Genomic DNA, 17,070 nt, shown 5'->3' on the forward strand with positions numbered 1-17,070 from the left:
CATGGTAACGTTTAAAGACCAGCTCTACGCATGGAGAGGCGTGATATTCGCGCTTTTCCTGCGTGAGCTTCAAAGTAAATTTAACGATAAATTTGGCTTAGGCTGGGCATTTTTAGAGCCCTTTGCGTTTATTTTCGCGCTGTCCGCAATGAGAGGAATTGTAAGTGGTAACGAGATTCACACCATACCACTGTTTATATTTATGATGATCGGTATGGTAGGTCTTCAATCGCTCAATACATGTCTACAATCTGTGTCAACATCTATAAAGCGGAACAAACCCTTATATGCTTTCCGTCAAGTCCAACCGATAACATCCGTATTGACCGCTGGTTTTCTTGAGTTTTCAATCAAGGTTGTTGTAGTTTTATTATTAACGCTGTCTCTATTCCTGATGGATCAGACTTTTGTTATCTACGACCCTTTACTTTTATTAACTTTATTTTTACTTCTCTGGGTATTTTCAATTTCAATTGGACTGATTTTCGCTATTGCCTCAGCTTTCATTCCCGAAGTTGATAAAATTAAGTCAATTGCAACACGCCCACTCATGTTTATTTCGTGTGTATTTTTTAGTTTGCAGGACATACCTGAAGAGATGTGGCCATTTTTAACATGGAATCCGTTAGTTCACTTTATCGAATTGGCACGCTACGCTTGCTTTGAATCTTACGGCACTAAAGGCGTGTCTTTCAGTTTTGTCGTTGAAGTGACAGTGGTATTTCTTTTTCTAAGCTTGTCTATGTATCACATTACGTGGAAGAAGGTATTGTCTCGATGATAAAAATTGAGAATTTAACTAAGAGCTATCCCAGTAAAATGGGCCCTCAATATATCTTCAAAAATTTGAATTTTGATTTTCCTACGGAAAATAATGTCGCGATCTTAGGTAAAAATGGGGCGGGTAAGTCCACACTATTTCGGATGCTAGCCAAAAGCGAATATCCTGACAGAGGTCGTGTTTTAACCAACAAATCTATGTCCTGGCCAGTTGCGCTACAAACCGGCGTTCATGCTCAAATGACGGGGCGTGAGAATACGCGCTTCGTGGGGAGAATTAATAACGTCAAGTCGCTCGCAGAATACGAAGAAAAAGTGCAAGAATTTGCCGAACTCGGCGCACGTTTCGACCTCCCTGTAAAAAATTACTCTTCAGGCATGCGGGCCAAACTCGTATTTGCGTGCTGCATGAATATTAATTTCGATATTTATCTTATCGATGAAGCGACATCAGTAGGCGATCCGCTTTTCAGAAAAAAAGCACGGTTATCGCTCAAGGAGAAGAGTGAGCAGGCCGGGGTCATTATGGTTAGCCATGAACTTGACCAAATTCGCGAATTCTGTACTTCTGCCGTCATCATTGACGATGGAAAACTCACTTATTATCACGATCTCGAAGAAGGCATCGACGTTTATACGCAGGATGCAGACAATAAGAAATCACTTAAATAGGTTCAAATCACAGTGGAAAAATCTCTTACACAGCTCAATGCCCTTCTAAGTAAACACAAAATGCTGTTGCTTGTACTTCCATGGGTACTGTATGCCGTCTACCTTGTTCTATGGGCGGCACCACAATACGAAAGTAAAAGCCAACTTATCGTTAAATCAAGCGATGGCGGCAGCAGCTTTGACCCATCTTCCCTATTGATGGCTGCTGGTGTTTCTGGTGCATCAGGCGGCACAGAAAGTCAGCTTGTAGAAGCTTATATTCAATCTGCCGATATGATTAAGTATATAGATGAGACTATTGGCCTTCGAGAGCATTACATGTCAGACAAAGCTGATATGTTTAGCGGCCTGTCGTCTTCTCATAAGCAAGAAGACTTTTACCAGTTTTACTTAAATCATATTGAGGTAAGCGTCGATTCAGCGTCTTCTGTAATTAGCCTGCGTACCCGAGCTTTTGACGCAGAATATGCGCAAATAATCAACCAGGCTATTGTTGATAAGGCAGAAGAGTTTATTAATAACATCAATAATAACTTAGCGAAGTCTAAGCTTACGTTTGCCAAAGGTGAACACGAGATTGTTGAACAAAAGCTTCAGCAAGCAAAGACTGAAATTTTAGGTTTTCAATCTAAATACAACGTGCTTGATCCTACAGCTGAAGGCGCAGCGTTTCAGCAGATTGCTTTTTCATTAGAAGCAACCCTTGCCCAGAAAAAGGCTGAGCTAAGTACCATGTCGACCATGATGTCTAACGTTGCACCTGAAGTGATTAACATTAAGCGTGAAATAGCTGCACTTCAAAAGGAAGTAGAAAAGCAGAAAGAGCGAATCAGTACTGCTGAAGGTGAAAGCGAGGCACTGTCAGTGAGTGAGCTTATGGCACAATACAGCAACCTGCAGGTTCAGCTTCAGTTGGCTATTCAAGCTTACTCGTCATCGCTTATCACCCTTGAGAATGCGCGCGTAGAGGCATATCAAAAACTGCAACACTTGGTCACGGTAGAATCGCCTACCCTTCCAGACGATAATGCTTACCCAACGGTTATCTATAACCTGGTTCTTTTCGGTGTGTCATTGCTGCTTATTTACGGAATTGTAAGAATTGTAGTGGCGACCATCCGCGAACTTTAGGGACTCCTTTTCAGCAAACCCTTTTGTCAATTGGCTAAGTCGATTAAGACTTGGTCAATTGACACCGCATTAATGTAGTTTGTCGCCCAAATCTTGTGTCTTTAAGCTAGCTCTAGTATAAGAAGCTATCCGCCTTACGGACTACTATCAAAGAGCCTATCCTATAAGTGCTCTACAATAACAACCATAAGCAATATGGAATTAAAATATAATTATGAAACCATCTAACGATACTAGCTTTTTCGGCCATCCAGGGGGCCTAAGAACGCTATTCTTTACAGAAATGTGGGAGCGCATGAGTTACTACGGCATGCGCGCGCTACTTGTTCTTTTCATGACAGCAAGCTTACAAACCCAAGGGTTAGGTTTTACCGTTGCAACGGCTGGCGCTATCTACGGCCTATACACTGGCGCGGTATACTTTTTAGGGTTGCCAGGTGGTTGGCTAGCTGACCGCTTGATCGGTGGTAAAAGCGCTGTATGGTACGGCGGCATTATCATTTTCGCCGGTCACGTAGTGCTTGCGATAGACTTACAAAATTTATTTTTCGTAGGCCTAATTCTTGTAGCTTCAGGCACAGGCTTACTTAAACCCAATATTTCAGCCATGGTTGGTCAGCAATATGGTGAGGATGATGGCCGTCGTGACAGTGGCTATGCGCTGTATTACATGGGTATTAACATTGGCTCTCTTATCGCCTACCTAGTGACTGGTTATTTACAGGAAAATTGGGGCTGGCACTATGCATTCGGTGCAGCTGCTATTGGTATGGCTATTGGCCTAATTCAATATTACTTCAGCAACCGTTCGCTTTCGGCTGATTCTGTTGCGCCTGCCAACCCATATCAAGGTGCCGCTAAACAGCGTGCATGGATGAGCGTATGGGCAGTAGTTGCACTCGCAGTTGTTGTCATTGTACTTGCGCACATGGGTACCATCGTTATTGAGCCTGTTGCCCTTGCTCAACAGGTTGCCGTTGCCTTTACTGTTATCTTCTTCCTTTACTTCGGCTTTATTTATTTTAAAGGCCAACTAAGCGACAACGAGAAGAAGCGTATGTGGGCGCTGTTCTTAGTGTGTGTTGCATCAGCCTGTTTCTGGTCTGGTTTTGAGCAAGCAGGCTCTTCGTTAAACCTATTCGCACAGAACTATACCGACCGTGTGCTTGAAAGTGGTTCGCTTATTACGTCCCTATTCGGAATGGATGCAATTCCAACCGTATGGTTCCAGCTTTCAAACTCGCTATTCATTATCATTTTGTCGCCTTTCTTCGCCGCCCTTTGGATTAACCTTGCTAAGCGAATGATTGACCCGTCGTACACCATCAAGTGTGCTATTGGTATCGTCATCATGGCATCGGGCTTCTTGGTAATGTTTATGGCGTCACAATACGCTGCTCAAGGCCTTAAAGTTGCGCCTATGTGGCTTGTTACAACATACTTCTTGCACACGGTTGGTGAGCTTTGCCTAAGCCCAGTTGCACTAAGCGCCGTAAGTAAGCTTTCGCCTAAGCGTTTTGCAGGACAAATGATGGGGGTGTTTGTACTAACCTACTCTATCGGTAACATTATTGCTGGCCTGCTTTCTGGTAACTTTGATCCAGAGAAGGTTGAGCAGATGCCAGACCTGTATCTTCAAATTGCCCTATTTAGTATTGCCATTGCTATTGTGATTGGCTTAATGAGCTTTAAGTCTCGTTTCTGGGAAAAAGCAGGTATTGAAGAAAAAGCGTAATTTGTTGTTAGCATGTTTTAAGTGCTGACCAATTACCCTACAATAACCGCCGCAACGTAACGTTCCGGCGGTTTTTTATTTAAGGTTTCGAAATAAAGGCTTAGAGCAAACCTATGAAGTTTTATTTTTCTACGAGAGACATTCCTGCCTTACAAGGTCTTCCTTTAACAGAGCGCGTTAAGTTGCTCGACAAGGCAGCTAAACGGCTTACTGTTCCAGAAAAGACCTTACTGAATGTTCTAAAGCTACTTGTTATCGTGCCTGTGTTTGCTCTTATTCTTCAAACCGCATCAAATTGGACCTCGTTACTCTGGGCTTTTGTGGTATTTTTAGTTTATCCATTGGTTATAAAACCTATTCAATATTCCATATGCGCTAAATACATTGCGCAACCGTCTAGCAAGGAGAATGCATGAAGACCATCCTAGTCACTGGTGGTGCCGGCTATATAGGTAGCCACACAGTTCTACAGTTACTTGAACAAAACTACGGCGTTGTCGTACTGGACAACCTAGCCAATTCAAGTGCTGAGTCGTTGCGTCGCGTAGAAACACTGACAGGCAAGTCAGTGACATTTGTTCAAGGCGATATTCGCGACACTGCAGTCTTAGATGACATCTTCAGCGAGCATAATATTTTTGCCGTCATTCATTTTGCAGGGTTAAAAGCCGTAGGCGAATCTGTGCAAAAGCCCCTTTCGTATTACGAAAACAACGTGTACGGCACGTTGACGCTATGTAAAGCCATGCAGAAGCACAATGTAAAGAATATTGTATTTAGCTCCTCTGCTACGGTTTACGGCGACCCAGCATCGCTACCGCTACGCGAAGACATGGCTACAGGCCAACCGACAAACCCTTACGGTATGTCTAAGCTAATGGTTGAACATATGCTTAGCGATCTTTACGTATCGGACAACGAATGGAACATAGTATTACTTCGCTACTTTAACCCAGTTGGCGCGCATGAGTCTGGCCAAATTGGTGAAGACCCTAATGGCATTCCAAACAACTTAATGCCTTATATCTCTCAGGTAGCCACCGGTAAGCTAGAGCAGCTAAGCGTATTTGGTGATGATTACGATACTGTTGATGGCACTGGCGTTCGCGACTACATCCATGTTGTAGATCTTGCAAACGGTCACTTAAAAGCGCTCGATCGACTTAACCTAAATATGGGGCTAGATAAATACAATCTAGGTACGGGTCAAGGCTATTCAGTCATCGAAATGATTAAAGCTTTCGAAAAAGGTTCGGGTAAAACTGTATCTTATAAGATTGCCCCGCGTAGAAGCGGCGATGTGGCAGCCTGTTATGCCGACCCAACGAAAGCGGCCACAGAACTTAACTGGCATGCTGAAAAAGGCTTAGAAGACATGTGCGCAGACACATGGAACTGGCAGTCGCAAAACCCTATGGGCTATCCAAAGGACTAGTTTGTCGTTTGAACGCTGCTAATAAGCTTGTTCACATACCAATAATAACAAAGCCATGCTGTTGAGCATGGCTTTTTTGTTTGAGCATTATAGCTAGGATGACGTTGAAGTTGAGGTTGAGATTAGATAATACTAAATAACCCCTTCCCCCGAATTTTACCCGAATTCGTCCTATTTATTACTCTACTCTCTAATTGCCGTCTTTCGACTTCGAGTCTTTTTCTTTTAGCTTAGCTTTTTCACTGTCATCAGCTGACGCATCTTCTGAATCTGTAGGCTCGTCGACAGCTTCCTCTGACGCTTCTTCATAGCTATCAAAGTCATTGCCTTCCAGCATTGCTTCAAAATCAGCAAAGTCGTCTAGCTGCTCATCATCAATAGCTTTATCGCCGCTTTTTCCGTCGGTAACGCGAAACTCCAAGTTTTCAAAGTAAGCATTTTTCACAAAAGCATAGTCATCAACTGACTGCTCTAGCTGCGCCTCTTGATCAAGTAATTGCGCTCTTGTTTCCAGTACCGAAATACCAATGCGCGCTAAGTTTACGGAACCTTCGAGTAACGACATTGGAAACGCAAAACCGTCAACATAATCACCGGTAAAGCTTCGCGGATCGCTTGGGCCTAAAAAGGGCAGCATTAAGAAAGGCCCTGTATCAACACCCCACACAGCCAGAGTTTCACCAAACTGCTCGCGTTTACGCTCAATGCCAATTTTTGACGCGACATCAAAGGTGCCAACTAACCCTACTGTGGTGTTAATTAAAAAGCGAGCCAAGCTATCTAAGCCATCATCAACCTTGCCTTGAAACATATTATTCAAAAAGTTTGCAGGCTCTTGTAGGTTATCCGTGATGTTCACCAAACCAGTTCGTGCAGGCTGAGGCATCACGGTAACGTAGGTAACTGTGATAGGGCGTAAAATATAGGCATCCAATACATCCCAGTTGACGTCCCAAATCTCTCGGTTAACCGGTTCAAGCGGATCTCGTGGGTCTGATGTATCTACTACAGCAGTATTTGACTTAGCCTCCTGCGATTGAGACTGCGCATCATTGGTCGCACAGCCTCCTAGAAAACCTGCGGCAATAATCAACCCGGTCGCGAGTGATTTAGACAAGTCCATACTTATAATTCCTTATCAATAATAATGCTTAGTGAAGATAGCTGATTGGCAGTAACGCTTGCGTTTACACTTCCCTGCCACTCTCCCTCAGCTACCGCAACATTGCCATCTTCCGATAGCCTTGCGGTAACCACTACATCAGAAAGCGCAGCAAGTGTAAATTGTGGCATCATAGCGTTTTCGGTAGATAATGTTACAGAAACCGGAAAGTCATCTATTGGCAACTTAACCACTGCAGCAGGCATTCTATTATCTGAGTTGGCATCTTGAGCAAACACAATTAAAAAGCCTTCTTTAGGCGCGCTTGCTTCAGCGTTATCGGACAAATTAACGGTGATGGCAAAACCTGTAAGGGCTTGCTCGTTATCGCCTTGTATATCCGTCTCATCCGTAGGTTCTGCATCCGAGCGTTGTAACGCTACCATTTCGGTGGTATTTCCCTCAAGCTCTCTTATACGCGCAACTAAACGCTGGGCCATATCGCTATCTGCTGGCAGTTTACCTTCAACTTGCTGATAAAAACGGCGAGTATTATTAAGATCACCAAGTTGAGCCGACACCACTGCCATCATAAGCGCGAGATTATCATTCTCAGGGTTATCATTAAGCAAGCCTAATAAGATAGATTGCGCACGTTCCAAGTTATTTACATCACCCGTGGTCATTAAAGCCTGAGCAAGTGTAATACGGTTAGCTGAATTAGAAGGTGCCAAGCTCACAGCTTTATCAATAGCCTCAATAGCCTGCACTTCTTGCCCAACACTCAGCATCAATCTGCCAAAATACATCCAGCCTGTATCGTCTTCGGGCTCTTCTCGCAAACGCTGGCGTATAGCTAAGGCAAGGCTTGCGATATCTTGCTGAGTCAAATTGTTCGCGTTACCGCTGGCAAGTTGCTGACTCAGCTCGGGTAGCGCTTCAATAGACTGCTGGGCTTTCGCAACACGTTCCATCTGGTTAACTTGCGAATACACAATTGCTCCACATAACACAGCAAGTAGACCACCTATTGCCAGTGGCAATTTAGCGTTACCGGTTTTGTTTTGGTGAAATGCACTTTCATCCACTAGCGCCAGTTTAAGTTCATCAACCGCCTGACGCTTGTCGTGCTCACTAATAAGCCCTTCTTGCACCTCGCGGTCAAGTTCAGCAAGGCGCTGCTTAACAATTTGCGTATTGCTTAAACTGTCTTGTTTTGCGTGATTTTTATTGCGAAGCCATGGAAAAGCAACAATTAAAAGAACAAGCGTGATTAAGCCTGAAACAATAATATAAAACTCAGACCAACTCATTCTTTCTCTTGCTCCAACATTTTGTCTGCTTTGGCTAACTTAGCGGCCATATCTTCAGGTGGCGTTACCGATTTCCGGCGAATTACAACCAACAAGGCAATGAATATAAACAATACGGGGCCAGCCCAAAGCCACAGTGTCGCAGCCGTAACAGGCGGTTGGTAATGGACAAAGTCGCCATAGCGCGACTTCATAAATTCAATGACTTCCTGCTCTGTTTTGCCCTGTTTGAGTAAGGTGTATACTTTTCGGCGCATGTCGTGGGCAATCATGGCGTCGCTATCGGCAATATTCTGGTTTTGACACATAGGACAACGCAGTTCAGCGGTAAGTTTTAAAAAGTTCTCACGTTGCGCTGAAGTGTCAAAGGTAAATTTATCTTCAGCGGCGTGCACCGAGAAAGCGCCAACTATTAGCAAAAGGGCAAAAACGCTAGACACTAGCGTTTTGAAAATGGAAAAGTTGATAGTTATATTGTGAACAACGCGCACATCTGTATCAACCTTGTAGGCTCTACAAGGTATATGAGTAGCATTTCTAGCTAACATCCTCACTCACCTCCTTGAACACGTTGGCCATCACTCATTACAGCATCAACGTCCACTTTCCTATCCTCACTTACTTTGCCAGACGCTTCGGCAACAAGCTTATTGTAAAGCGGACCAATTTTTGAATTCCACACGCGCTCATTAATATCGCCTATGTGATGCATACGTATAATGCCTTCAGCATCAATCACAAAGTGCTCTGGTGCACCAGTAACGCCAAGATCAAGGGAAGTATCGCGATAAACATCAAAGATATTGTATGCGTAAGGGTTGCCATAGCGGCTGAGCATGTCGGTGACTTCTTGCTGAACGCGACTAAGTGTTTTTGTGCCAAAATCCGGGTCTAAATCCTGGTCGAAATACAACCCCACAATGTGAACATTTTGCTCATTCTTAAGCTGGGTAAGATACGGCATTTCGACAGCGCAAGTCACACACCATACACCCCATACATTCAAGATAGTCACCTTCCCTTTTAAATCTTCTGGGGTATAGGTTACATCTGGCTGCATAAGATCTGGCAGTGAGAAAGCAGGTAATGTTTTATCTTGAACTTGAGAGTCTAGCTCTCTAGGGTCAGAAAAAAGCCCTTTGAATAAGAAAACAACCAGCAAAGAAAACAACACTAATGGAATGGCAACAAGTGGAGCTTTTTTCATTACGCGTCTCCTTTCACTGAAGTATTTGAAACAACGGATGCTTGCTCATTGCCTGTCGATGAGTTCACGTCATTATTGCCACCAAATACTCGCTTTATCTTTTTCACCTTAGCCATACGGTAACGCTTGTCGCTAATGGAGAAAATGCCGCCTATCGCCATTACTACCGCACCCGCCCATAGCCAGATAACAAACGGTTTAATGTAAATACGAATAGCCCAAGCACCGTTATCTAACGGTTCACCCATAGCAATAAATAAGTCTCGTGCTAGGTTTGAATGGATAGCCGCTTCTGTCATTGGCATGCGCTGAACAATATACAAACGTTTCTCAGGCTCTAAATGCGCGATTAATTCGCCGTTTTTATAAACGTCGAATACGCCCTTGTCCGCTTCAAAGTTCGGGCCCTGTACTTTACGTACGTCTTTAAAGTTAAAATCATAACCACCTAGAGAAACGGTATCGCCAATGTCCATGCGAACATCCCGCTCCATTTCGTAGTTTGAAACAAGGGTAATACCGATAATGCAGATAGCAAAGCCAACGTGGCCCAACACCATGCCCCAGTGGCTTGGTGTAAGTTTGCGAAGTTTAGATAGTACCGATGCATTATCAGAGCTATTTGAAGGCATAGCTGATAAACGCTGCATGACTTCTTGCACTGTGGTGACGAGGATCCAAAACACTAAGACCATGCCCAACACGCCCATGTAAGTTGGCTCGTCGTAGGCAAAGTTCACTAGTACACCTGCGCTTAGCGCAATTCCACCTGCAACTAACAGTTGTTTTTGCAGTTCACTGGCTTTTTGCTGCTTCCAACGCGTTAGCGGACCAAGCCCTAGCATCAAGACAAAGGGCACAATCAACAAGGTGAACATTTGGTTAAAGAACGGCGCGCCTACAGAAATACTGCCTAAGCCTAATTCTTTGTGAACAAGAGGCAGTAGCGTACCGAGAAGAACAACTAATGTTGCTGCACATAAAAAGACATTGTTGCCCATTAACAGCACTTCTCGAGAAAAGGCTTGGTAGCGTCCAGGGCTTTTAAGCGAAGCCGCACGCATGGCATAAAGCAGCAATCCAAAACCGCTAAGTACAATCAATATGCCTAAGATGAACAAGCCTCGAGTAGGATCGCTTGCAAAAGAGTGCACCGAAACGATGACCCCAGAACGTACTAAGAAGGTACCTAATAAACTTAAACTAAATGCGGCAATTGCAAGTAGCACTGTCCATGATTTAAACGCCTTTCGCTTTTCGGTCACGGCTAGCGAGTGCATCAGGGCCGTACCTACCAACCAAGGCATAAACGAGGCATTTTCTACTGGGTCCCAGAACCACCAGCCGCCCCAGCCAAGTTCGTAATACGCCCACCAGCTACCTAGTGCAATGCCTACAGTCAGAAACGCCCAGGCAGAGATAACCCAAGGCCTTGACCAACGCGCCCAGGTTGAATCTAACTGACCCGAGATAAGCGCCGAGATAGCAAACGCGAAAGCGACAGAAAAGCCTACATAGCCCATATAAAGCATAGGCGGGTGAATGATCATACCAAAATCTTGCAGCAGCGGATTCAGATCTCGTCCGTCAACTGGGAAAAACGGCAGCATGCTGTTAAAAGGGTTTGAGGTAAGCAGCATAAATAAGTAAAAACCAATGCCTACCATGCCTAATACCGACAGTACTCTAGCGACCATAGCAAGAGGTATTCCCTTGCTGAATATCGCAACAGCCACTGTCCAGATTGAAAGCATCAATACCCACAGTAGGAAAGAGCCCTCATGACCGCCCCATACAGCGGTAATCTTATAATAAATAGGAAGCCGGCTATTTGAATGCTGCGCAACGTAAGCCACACTGAAATCATCGGTTACGAACGCATAGGTCAAGCACACATAGGCAATAAGCGTAAACGTAAACAAGCCAATGGCTAACGGTTTGGCGGTAGCCATTAACGTTTCATGCTGACGATGCGCCCCCCATAGAGGATAAACGGCTAATAAAATAGACAATACCAATGCTAACGTTAGCGCTATATTTCCAATCTCAGGCACCATAAATTATTTGCCTCCAGTGCCGTTAGACGACTCGTAAGAAGGCATGTTGTCAGGTTTAACGTGTTTAATGCCTTTCATTTTTTCTGCCAGCTCTGGCGGCATGTATTCTTCGTCGTGTTTAGCGAGGACTTCCTGCGCTTTGATATTCTTCTCGCCGGTAAGTATCCCCGTAGCCACAATGCCCTGACCTTCGCGGAACAAATCAGGCAAGATCCCCGTATAAGTTACAGTAACCGTTGGACCGGTATCGATTAGGTCGAAGCTCACAGCCAAACTCTCTTGATCCCGCTTCACACTGCCAGGTACCACCATACCGCCTATACGAAGACGCTGGCCAACCTGTGGTTTTTGTCCATTTTTGCCTTCAATAATTTCGCTGGGCGTATAAAAAAGGTCAATACTGTCGTTTAGAGCGTAAAGCATCAATCCAATTGCACTTACTACTAAAAAACCGATAATTCCTACTACGGTCAATCGCTGCTTTCGTCTCGGGTTCATGCAACTCTCACTTCGAAAAAACTAATAAACGATAAAAACGCAAATAGATGCCAAGTTAACTTTTAACGTTAAACTAGGCGTTGTTTTGCTGTTGCTGTCGCGCTTTTTTAATGCGCGCTTTGCGTTCTTTTTCCACCACCACCTGCTTTAAAAGGCCGCGATGCTTTATAAAACTTTGTACGGCGATTATGGCCATTGCCACAAAAGTAACGCCAAACGACAGCCATACGTAAAACGCATAGCCACCCATAGCTAAAAAATCGGCAAAGGACTCAAACTGCATCTTAATTGCCCTCTTTCTCAAATGTACTTGCCGTATCGCTTTGATGCTTTGACATTGCTTTCATTGCCAACGCTTGTACCCAAGGCCTGTGCATTTCTCGTAATACAATTTCATTGCGTAGACGCACTGTGGTTACAGCACCAATAAAGAAAGCAAAACCCAGTAAGTTAATTAACAGCGGCCACAACATTTCAGGCGCAATCGAAGGGTTGTCAAATTTACTGATTGTTGCGCCTTGATGTAACGTGTTCCACCACTCTACTGAGTAGTGAATAATGGGGATATTTACAACACCAACAAGCGCCATTACGCCTGCGGCTTTACCAGCCTGCTGTTTGTCTTCAAATGCACCGTAAAGGGCTATAACCCCCATATACAAGAAAAGTAGAATAAGCTCTGACGTCAGTCGCGCATCCCACACCCACCAAGCGCCCCACATAGGTTTACCCCAAGCCGCCCCTGTAAACAAAGCGATAAAGGTCATTACTGCGCCAATGGGCGCCATGGCAATCATGCTCATATAAGCAGTACGCCACTGCCAAACCATACCGACCAGGGCTGCAATTGCCATAGCAACATAAGTACCCATAGACAAAATGGCGCTAGGCACGTGAATGTAAATAATACGAAACGAATCACCTTGCTGATAATCTTGGGGTGCAAAGGCAAGCCCCCATACGGTACCTATGCTTAAACACACTAAAGCACCAACCCAAAACCAAGGCTGTAAAGTTAAACAAAGCTGGTAGGCTCGCTCTGTTTTTGCGTAGGGGTGTAACCACTTCCACATTAGTTTTGACTCACTTTTAAAGAATACGCGATGGCAAACGGTGCCAATGCCGCAGCCAATAAAAGCATGGCGGCAATAATAGCAAGTTGCGCATGATAAGGTAATTGCAGTGCGGCAGAATCCACAGCCGACGTGGCAAATATCAGTAAAGGAATAAAGACAGGGATAAGTAACAGTGCTAAAAGTACCCCTCCCTTTTGCAATCCAACGGTAAGTCCTACCGCAATAGCACCAATTAGAGAAAGTAGCGGCGTACCCAGCAGCAACGTTAAAACAAGCGCGATATACATATCTACTGTCAAATTCAAAAACATCGCTAATAAAGGGGAAAGCAAAAATAAGGGCACGAAGCTAACCAACCAATGTACGGTCACTTTCACCGCGCTTACCGCTGGCAACGCTATACCAGAAAGCATGTATTGCTCTAAAGAGCCGTCTTGAAAGTCATCGCGAAACAGCCTTTCCATCGCCATGAGAGAGGACAGTATGGCGGCAATCCAAATTACCCCTGGTCCAATGCGCTGAAGGGTATCGGGAGACGGACTAACGCCTAACGGAAACAAAGTCACTACCATGGTTAAAAACATCAGTGGTTGCACTAATTCCGCTTTTTGCTTGAACGCAATCTGCATGTCGCGCTTAAAAATACCTTGATAAAGTGACATTAGAAGCGGTACTCCAAGTCGAATACACGGTGTTCCCCAGCGGTTTCTGAAAGGGGTTGATGCGAAGTAGTAATGATGAGACCGCCGCGACCTACGTGCTCTTTCATGCTAGTTTCAAGCATGTGCACTCCTTTTACATCAAGTGCTGTAAAGGGTTCATCTAATATCCACACCTTTGCTGGCTTAAGCCATAGTCTTGATAGCGCTACACGACGTTGCTGACCTGCCGACAAATACCTAACAGGCACGTCTTCAAGACCAACTAACCCCACTTTTTCTAATACGTTATATAATGTATTAACTGGCACCGATACCTTGTGCTGAGCTAACCAGAACGACAGGTTGTCTAATGCCGAAAGGCTACCATTAGTGCCGCTTTTGTGACCTAGATAAAGGAGATCATGGTAATAGTCTGACTTGTCCTTAGATACGTCTATTCCTTGATAAAAAACGGTACCTAAATCAGGTGAGCTTAGCCCTGTGAGAATGCGAAGCAAGCTGGTTTTCCCCGCGCCATTAGGTCCACGCAAATACAGTAATTCACCAGCACTAACGGCAAGTGAAAGCCCCTCAAAAAGGGTTCTGTCTCGTTTGCTGCATGTTAACCCGCGCGCCTCTAACACTGCCTAGCTACTCCAACGTTCAGAAGAGGTTGTAAAAAATGGCGCTAGTCTACCACATGAACGCTTTTTCGCAGTCGCGAATTCCAATTAAATATGATTTACTTCAACGACAAAGGCATTTTCACTCAGGTTATCTTACCTTTATTGAAAGTTTCTCTCTTTCCTGTTGGTGGCATGCGTAAATTGAAAACAGCCCTTAATAGCTTCGCTATACTTTAATTAGTAAGGAAAAGCGCCACCGTGCCGATATTACAATCATGACAACACCATTATCATCAATATTGGCAGCCACTTCGAGTCCATCTTCTGGCTCGGCTTCAGCATCCTTATCACATACAGGAAGTGTAAACGCTGCGACTCAAGGGCAAAAAGGTGGTACGTCTCCCGCAATTACTAATGCCACGTTATCTCAGGCGGCCGCGTTAGATAATGCGGCAAAAGTAATAGTTGAACGCTTGCCCGAACGGGTATTAGCGATAAGCGCCCCGGTAAATAATATTCCATCAAGTAGTGCTGTTTCAGCTTCACAGACACTAAATATTGTTTTACCCGCCGAGACAGTTGCAAAACTGCCAAAACAAGTAATTAACAATGCTCAGCTTGCTCTTGTGCCTAAAAGTACCCTATCTGATCAATCTAGTGCTCAGCGCGCGTTACTGCTTTTTACAAGTTCCTCGCAACAGAACGCCGTATTAACGCCCCCTGATAGAGCGGATTTGTTCAAAGCCGTGGCAAAGGCGCTCGCTGCAAATAATGCTGCCGTGATCCTCAAAGGTGAACTCACTATTTCAACAAAAAGCGAGAGCTTCGGGCAGCTTCAAATTAATACCTCCAAAAGCGACGTTCTGGCGCTTAACGACATAAGCACTGCAAGGCTTGATAGTGCAGCTAAAACCGCACTTCAAAAGCTGCTTGGACAGCAAGTTGTCTTAAGGCTAAGTAGAGAAAGTAATGGCCATATCACACTTCAGGTTTCTCAGGGGCTTTCTAAAGCAGGCAATGACCCAAGAGTTAACGCCGGTAATCTCGCCACCATTACACACAAAAATATAAGTGCTAATTTAAAACAGCAGGTTATCGCAAGTTCGATTAGGCAAGGTGGCGTTGCCATTGAGCACAATTCTAATAACCCGCCAAGTCTTAATGCTGTTATAAATAGTACAGGCACCAAACCCGATGCATTAAAAGCAGTATCTGCGCTAACCTTGATTGATAGCAAGCTTTCAATACGTACAGTGCAACAAAGTCCGTTATTACAAATAAGCTTGCCTCAGAGTAGCTCATCTTCCTTAGCCATTCCCTCTTTAAACGCAGAGCAGGTAAACAAACTCGATCTGTCACAACTTCCCAAAGTAAACGCAAAAGGGGTCGAGACTGTCTCAGATAGAGGTGCTGGAAGTATCACATCTACTGTCGCACACATTGATAAAGAAGCCCCCACATCACTTAAAGGCTCGGATGTGCACAGGGCGATCACCGCCCTTTCTCGAGTCTTACTAAGCCAGACGGGCAATACAAACCAAGCGTTAAGCCAACTCGTCACTATTGTTGAAAATGGAAAGTTATCGCAAGATGGCGGTGCGACAAAAATAACCGAAGTACAGCATATTGATAAAATATTGCAGCAGCTAAAAGGCCTTGATGCCCTTAATGCCAAACCTTCGCAAGCCAGAGCTATTAATGGTGACTTTATCGGGCCTCCTAAGCCTACTATTGAGCAATTAATGGCGTCGGCAAATGCGTTAAAGCAACCCAAGAGCAATGGGTCTGAAGAAACGGTGGGAATCCAAGGAAAGGATAGTGGAAGTAAATCGCCCTCTGTATCACAGGTTTCACTTGCCTCCCTAGCTCAGTCCCTAAGCACACAAGCAAAAGGATTATCGAATAGTTTACTGAATAGTATTGCTCAACAATTGACTGCTATACAAAGTAAGGGCGCAGAAGTCCCTCCTATTATTTCTGATACCGATAAGCCTCTTGGCGACGTTAATAACGAACCTAAAAAACTCGCACTAGACATGAACGACCAAGGTTTATCCCAACGCTTGCAGCAGCTTATCTCAACACAAGCATTGGTGACGACTCCAATTAATTTAACATCGCCTGTAAGTTCATCAAGTTTCGTACAAGGCATGGTTGCGTTAATTCAGCTAGCGCTAGCAGGCCGTGCCATGCAAAGACAGCCTAGCTTAAAAACCCAAATAGATGCACCCGACTCTATCGTTTCTAAGACGCTATCGAATATGGGAGTGACCACCCAACCAAGTCGTGTTAGCCAAGACATGAACCAGTTAGACGGGCGACAGCAGTTGCTTTCTCAACTTAAAACCTTACTAAGCAGTCATCAGCAAAGTAAAGTAGCGAGTGTCGATTCCCGTATTCAAGGACAAGATAGTTTCTATTATGTGTTACCGTCGCTTTCACAACATCACAGTCCGCCTGAGCTCTTGATAAAGCGTGACCAAAGTGGGCAACACAATAGGCAAACACAAGCGGGTCAGCGCTCGCTTTGGAATATCACGATGAAACTAGACATTGGCGATAGCGGGCAAGTATTGGCGAAGTCAAAGATCGATAAAGACACGATTAACTTAGACTTATATGCATCGAACGATGAAATCCTTAGGCGTATTGGTGATACGCTACCCTACCTGCATAAACGCCTTTCCTCTCTCGGACTTGTGGTTGAAAACACAAGTTACCAGCGAGGCCATATTCCTGAGACGTTAAACACACGCCCCCATCAGATATTTGAAACTAGGGTATAGGTAGAAGGAGT

Annotated in this window: 17 protein-coding genes; 7 read left to right on the forward strand and 10 right to left on the reverse strand. The window is 44.6% G+C overall.

The features are described from left to right. The first annotated feature begins 1 nt into the window (after position 1). The 6 genes from ACXACS_RS17170 to galE all read left to right on the forward strand — a co-directional run bounded on the left by ACXACS_RS17170 (position 2) and on the right by galE (position 5,753). Positions 2-781: an ABC transporter permease gene (locus ACXACS_RS17170; protein WP_474808376.1), complete on the forward strand. Its 780-nt coding sequence runs from the start codon at positions 2-4 to the stop codon at positions 779-781. Beyond that, on the forward strand, positions 778-1,452 hold the full coding sequence (locus ACXACS_RS17175) for an ABC transporter ATP-binding protein (RefSeq protein WP_474808378.1): 675 nt from the start codon (positions 778-780) through the stop codon (positions 1,450-1,452). The genes ACXACS_RS17170 and ACXACS_RS17175 overlap by 4 nt, the downstream gene beginning before the upstream one ends. A gap of 12 nt (positions 1,453-1,464) precedes the next feature. Beyond that, positions 1,465-2,583 carry a KpsE/RkpR family capsule polysaccharide export protein gene (locus tag ACXACS_RS17180; RefSeq protein ID WP_474808380.1) on the forward strand — a complete coding sequence of 373 codons (1,119 nt, stop codon included), beginning with the start codon at positions 1,465-1,467 and terminating at the stop codon, positions 2,581-2,583. Between the two features lie 214 nt (positions 2,584-2,797). Beyond that, complete coding sequence (locus ACXACS_RS17185; protein ID WP_474808382.1) at positions 2,798-4,318, forward strand: peptide MFS transporter; 1,521 nt, start codon at positions 2,798-2,800, stop codon at positions 4,316-4,318. 113 nt (positions 4,319-4,431) lie between these two features. Then, positions 4,432-4,734 (forward strand): DUF6170 family protein, encoded by a 303-nt coding sequence (locus ACXACS_RS17190; protein ID WP_474808384.1) that lies wholly within the window; start codon positions 4,432-4,434, stop codon positions 4,732-4,734. After that, positions 4,731-5,753, forward strand: a complete 1,023-nt coding sequence (galE, locus tag ACXACS_RS17195; protein WP_334057312.1) for a UDP-glucose 4-epimerase GalE — start codon at positions 4,731-4,733, stop codon at positions 5,751-5,753. The genes ACXACS_RS17190 and galE overlap by 4 nt, the downstream gene beginning before the upstream one ends. Before the next feature lie 190 nt (positions 5,754-5,943). On the opposite strand, the gene ACXACS_RS17200 is transcribed toward galE, so the two are convergent. The 10 genes from ACXACS_RS17200 to ccmA form a co-directional block, all read right to left on the reverse strand. Beyond that, positions 5,944-6,876 carry an MlaA family lipoprotein gene (locus tag ACXACS_RS17200; RefSeq protein WP_474808386.1) on the reverse strand — a complete coding sequence of 311 codons (933 nt, stop codon included), beginning with the start codon at positions 6,874-6,876 and terminating at the stop codon, positions 5,944-5,946. A gap of 2 nt (positions 6,877-6,878) precedes the next feature. After that, a complete protein-coding gene (gene ccmI / locus ACXACS_RS17205) occupies positions 6,879-8,168 on the reverse strand; it encodes a c-type cytochrome biogenesis protein CcmI (protein ID WP_474808388.1) in 1,290 nt (429 codons plus the stop codon). Then, positions 8,165-8,716, reverse strand: a complete 552-nt coding sequence (locus ACXACS_RS17210; RefSeq protein ID WP_474808391.1) for a cytochrome c-type biogenesis protein — start codon at positions 8,714-8,716, stop codon at positions 8,165-8,167. Before ACXACS_RS17210 ends, ccmI begins: the two co-directional genes overlap by 4 nt. 2 nt (positions 8,717-8,718) lie before the next feature. After that, positions 8,719-9,375, reverse strand: a complete 657-nt coding sequence (locus ACXACS_RS17215; protein ID WP_474808392.1) for a redoxin family protein — start codon at positions 9,373-9,375, stop codon at positions 8,719-8,721. Then, a complete protein-coding gene (locus tag ACXACS_RS17220) occupies positions 9,375-11,432 on the reverse strand; it encodes a heme lyase CcmF/NrfE family subunit (RefSeq protein WP_474808394.1) in 2,058 nt (685 codons plus the stop codon). Before ACXACS_RS17220 ends, ACXACS_RS17215 begins: the two co-directional genes overlap by 1 nt. A gap of 3 nt (positions 11,433-11,435) precedes the next feature. Continuing rightward, positions 11,436-11,930 carry a cytochrome c maturation protein CcmE gene (gene ccmE, locus ACXACS_RS17225; RefSeq protein WP_179982566.1) on the reverse strand — a complete coding sequence of 165 codons (495 nt, stop codon included), beginning with the start codon at positions 11,928-11,930 and terminating at the stop codon, positions 11,436-11,438. Positions 11,931-12,003: 73 nt separating this feature from the next. Further along, on the reverse strand, positions 12,004-12,213 hold the full coding sequence (gene ccmD / locus ACXACS_RS17230; protein WP_474808397.1) for a heme exporter protein CcmD: 210 nt from the start codon (positions 12,211-12,213) through the stop codon (positions 12,004-12,006). Between the two features lies 1 nt (position 12,214). Continuing rightward, the gene (locus ACXACS_RS17235) at positions 12,215-13,003 is read right to left on the reverse strand and encodes a heme ABC transporter permease (RefSeq protein WP_334048302.1); all 789 of its coding nucleotides are present in this window, start codon (positions 13,001-13,003) and stop codon (positions 12,215-12,217) included. After that, positions 13,003-13,668, reverse strand: coding sequence for a heme exporter protein CcmB (gene ccmB / locus ACXACS_RS17240; protein ID WP_474808399.1), 666 nt, complete (start codon positions 13,666-13,668; stop codon positions 13,003-13,005). The genes ACXACS_RS17235 and ccmB overlap by 1 nt, the downstream gene beginning before the upstream one ends. Beyond that, complete coding sequence (gene ccmA / locus ACXACS_RS17245) at positions 13,668-14,291, reverse strand: cytochrome c biogenesis heme-transporting ATPase CcmA (protein ID WP_474808401.1); 624 nt, start codon at positions 14,289-14,291, stop codon at positions 13,668-13,670. Before ccmA ends, ccmB begins: the two co-directional genes overlap by 1 nt. Before the next feature lie 257 nt (positions 14,292-14,548). Between ccmA and ACXACS_RS17250 the strand changes: the two genes are divergently transcribed. Continuing rightward, positions 14,549-17,059 (forward strand): flagellar hook-length control protein FliK, encoded by a 2,511-nt coding sequence (locus tag ACXACS_RS17250; protein WP_474808402.1) that lies wholly within the window; start codon positions 14,549-14,551, stop codon positions 17,057-17,059. Positions 17,060-17,070: the final 11 nt, after the last annotated feature.

The sequence above is a fragment of the Alteromonas sp. AWM4_230 genome (assembly GCF_056158305.1).

What these genes read in the sequence shown, in the direction of transcription:
- ACXACS_RS17170 (WP_474808376.1), top strand. Translation starts at nt 2, where the DNA reads ATGGTAACGTTTAAAGACCAGCTCTACGCATGGAGAGGCGTGATATTC.
- ACXACS_RS17175 (WP_474808378.1), top strand. Translation starts at nt 778, where the DNA reads ATGATAAAAATTGAGAATTTAACTAAGAGCTATCCCAGTAAAATGGGC.
- ACXACS_RS17185 (WP_474808382.1), top strand. Translation starts at nt 2,798, where the DNA reads ATGAAACCATCTAACGATACTAGCTTTTTCGGCCATCCAGGGGGCCTA.
- ACXACS_RS17190 (WP_474808384.1), top strand. Translation starts at nt 4,432, where the DNA reads ATGAAGTTTTATTTTTCTACGAGAGACATTCCTGCCTTACAAGGTCTT.
- galE (WP_334057312.1), top strand. Translation starts at nt 4,731, where the DNA reads ATGAAGACCATCCTAGTCACTGGTGGTGCCGGCTATATAGGTAGCCAC.
- ACXACS_RS17200 (WP_474808386.1), bottom strand. Translation starts at nt 6,876, where the DNA reads ATGGACTTGTCTAAATCACTCGCGACCGGGTTGATTATTGCCGCAGGT.
- ccmI (WP_474808388.1), bottom strand. Translation starts at nt 8,168, where the DNA reads ATGAGTTGGTCTGAGTTTTATATTATTGTTTCAGGCTTAATCACGCTT.
- ACXACS_RS17210 (WP_474808391.1), bottom strand. Translation starts at nt 8,716, where the DNA reads ATGTTAGCTAGAAATGCTACTCATATACCTTGTAGAGCCTACAAGGTT.
- ACXACS_RS17215 (WP_474808392.1), bottom strand. Translation starts at nt 9,375, where the DNA reads ATGAAAAAAGCTCCACTTGTTGCCATTCCATTAGTGTTGTTTTCTTTG.
- ACXACS_RS17220 (WP_474808394.1), bottom strand. Translation starts at nt 11,432, where the DNA reads ATGGTGCCTGAGATTGGAAATATAGCGCTAACGTTAGCATTGGTATTG.
- ccmE (WP_179982566.1), bottom strand. Translation starts at nt 11,930, where the DNA reads ATGAACCCGAGACGAAAGCAGCGATTGACCGTAGTAGGAATTATCGGT.
- ccmD (WP_474808397.1), bottom strand. Translation starts at nt 12,213, where the DNA reads ATGCAGTTTGAGTCCTTTGCCGATTTTTTAGCTATGGGTGGCTATGCG.
- ACXACS_RS17235 (WP_334048302.1), bottom strand. Translation starts at nt 13,003, where the DNA reads ATGTGGAAGTGGTTACACCCCTACGCAAAAACAGAGCGAGCCTACCAG.
- ccmB (WP_474808399.1), bottom strand. Translation starts at nt 13,668, where the DNA reads ATGTCACTTTATCAAGGTATTTTTAAGCGCGACATGCAGATTGCGTTC.
- ACXACS_RS17250 (WP_474808402.1), top strand. Translation starts at nt 14,549, where the DNA reads ATGACAACACCATTATCATCAATATTGGCAGCCACTTCGAGTCCATCT.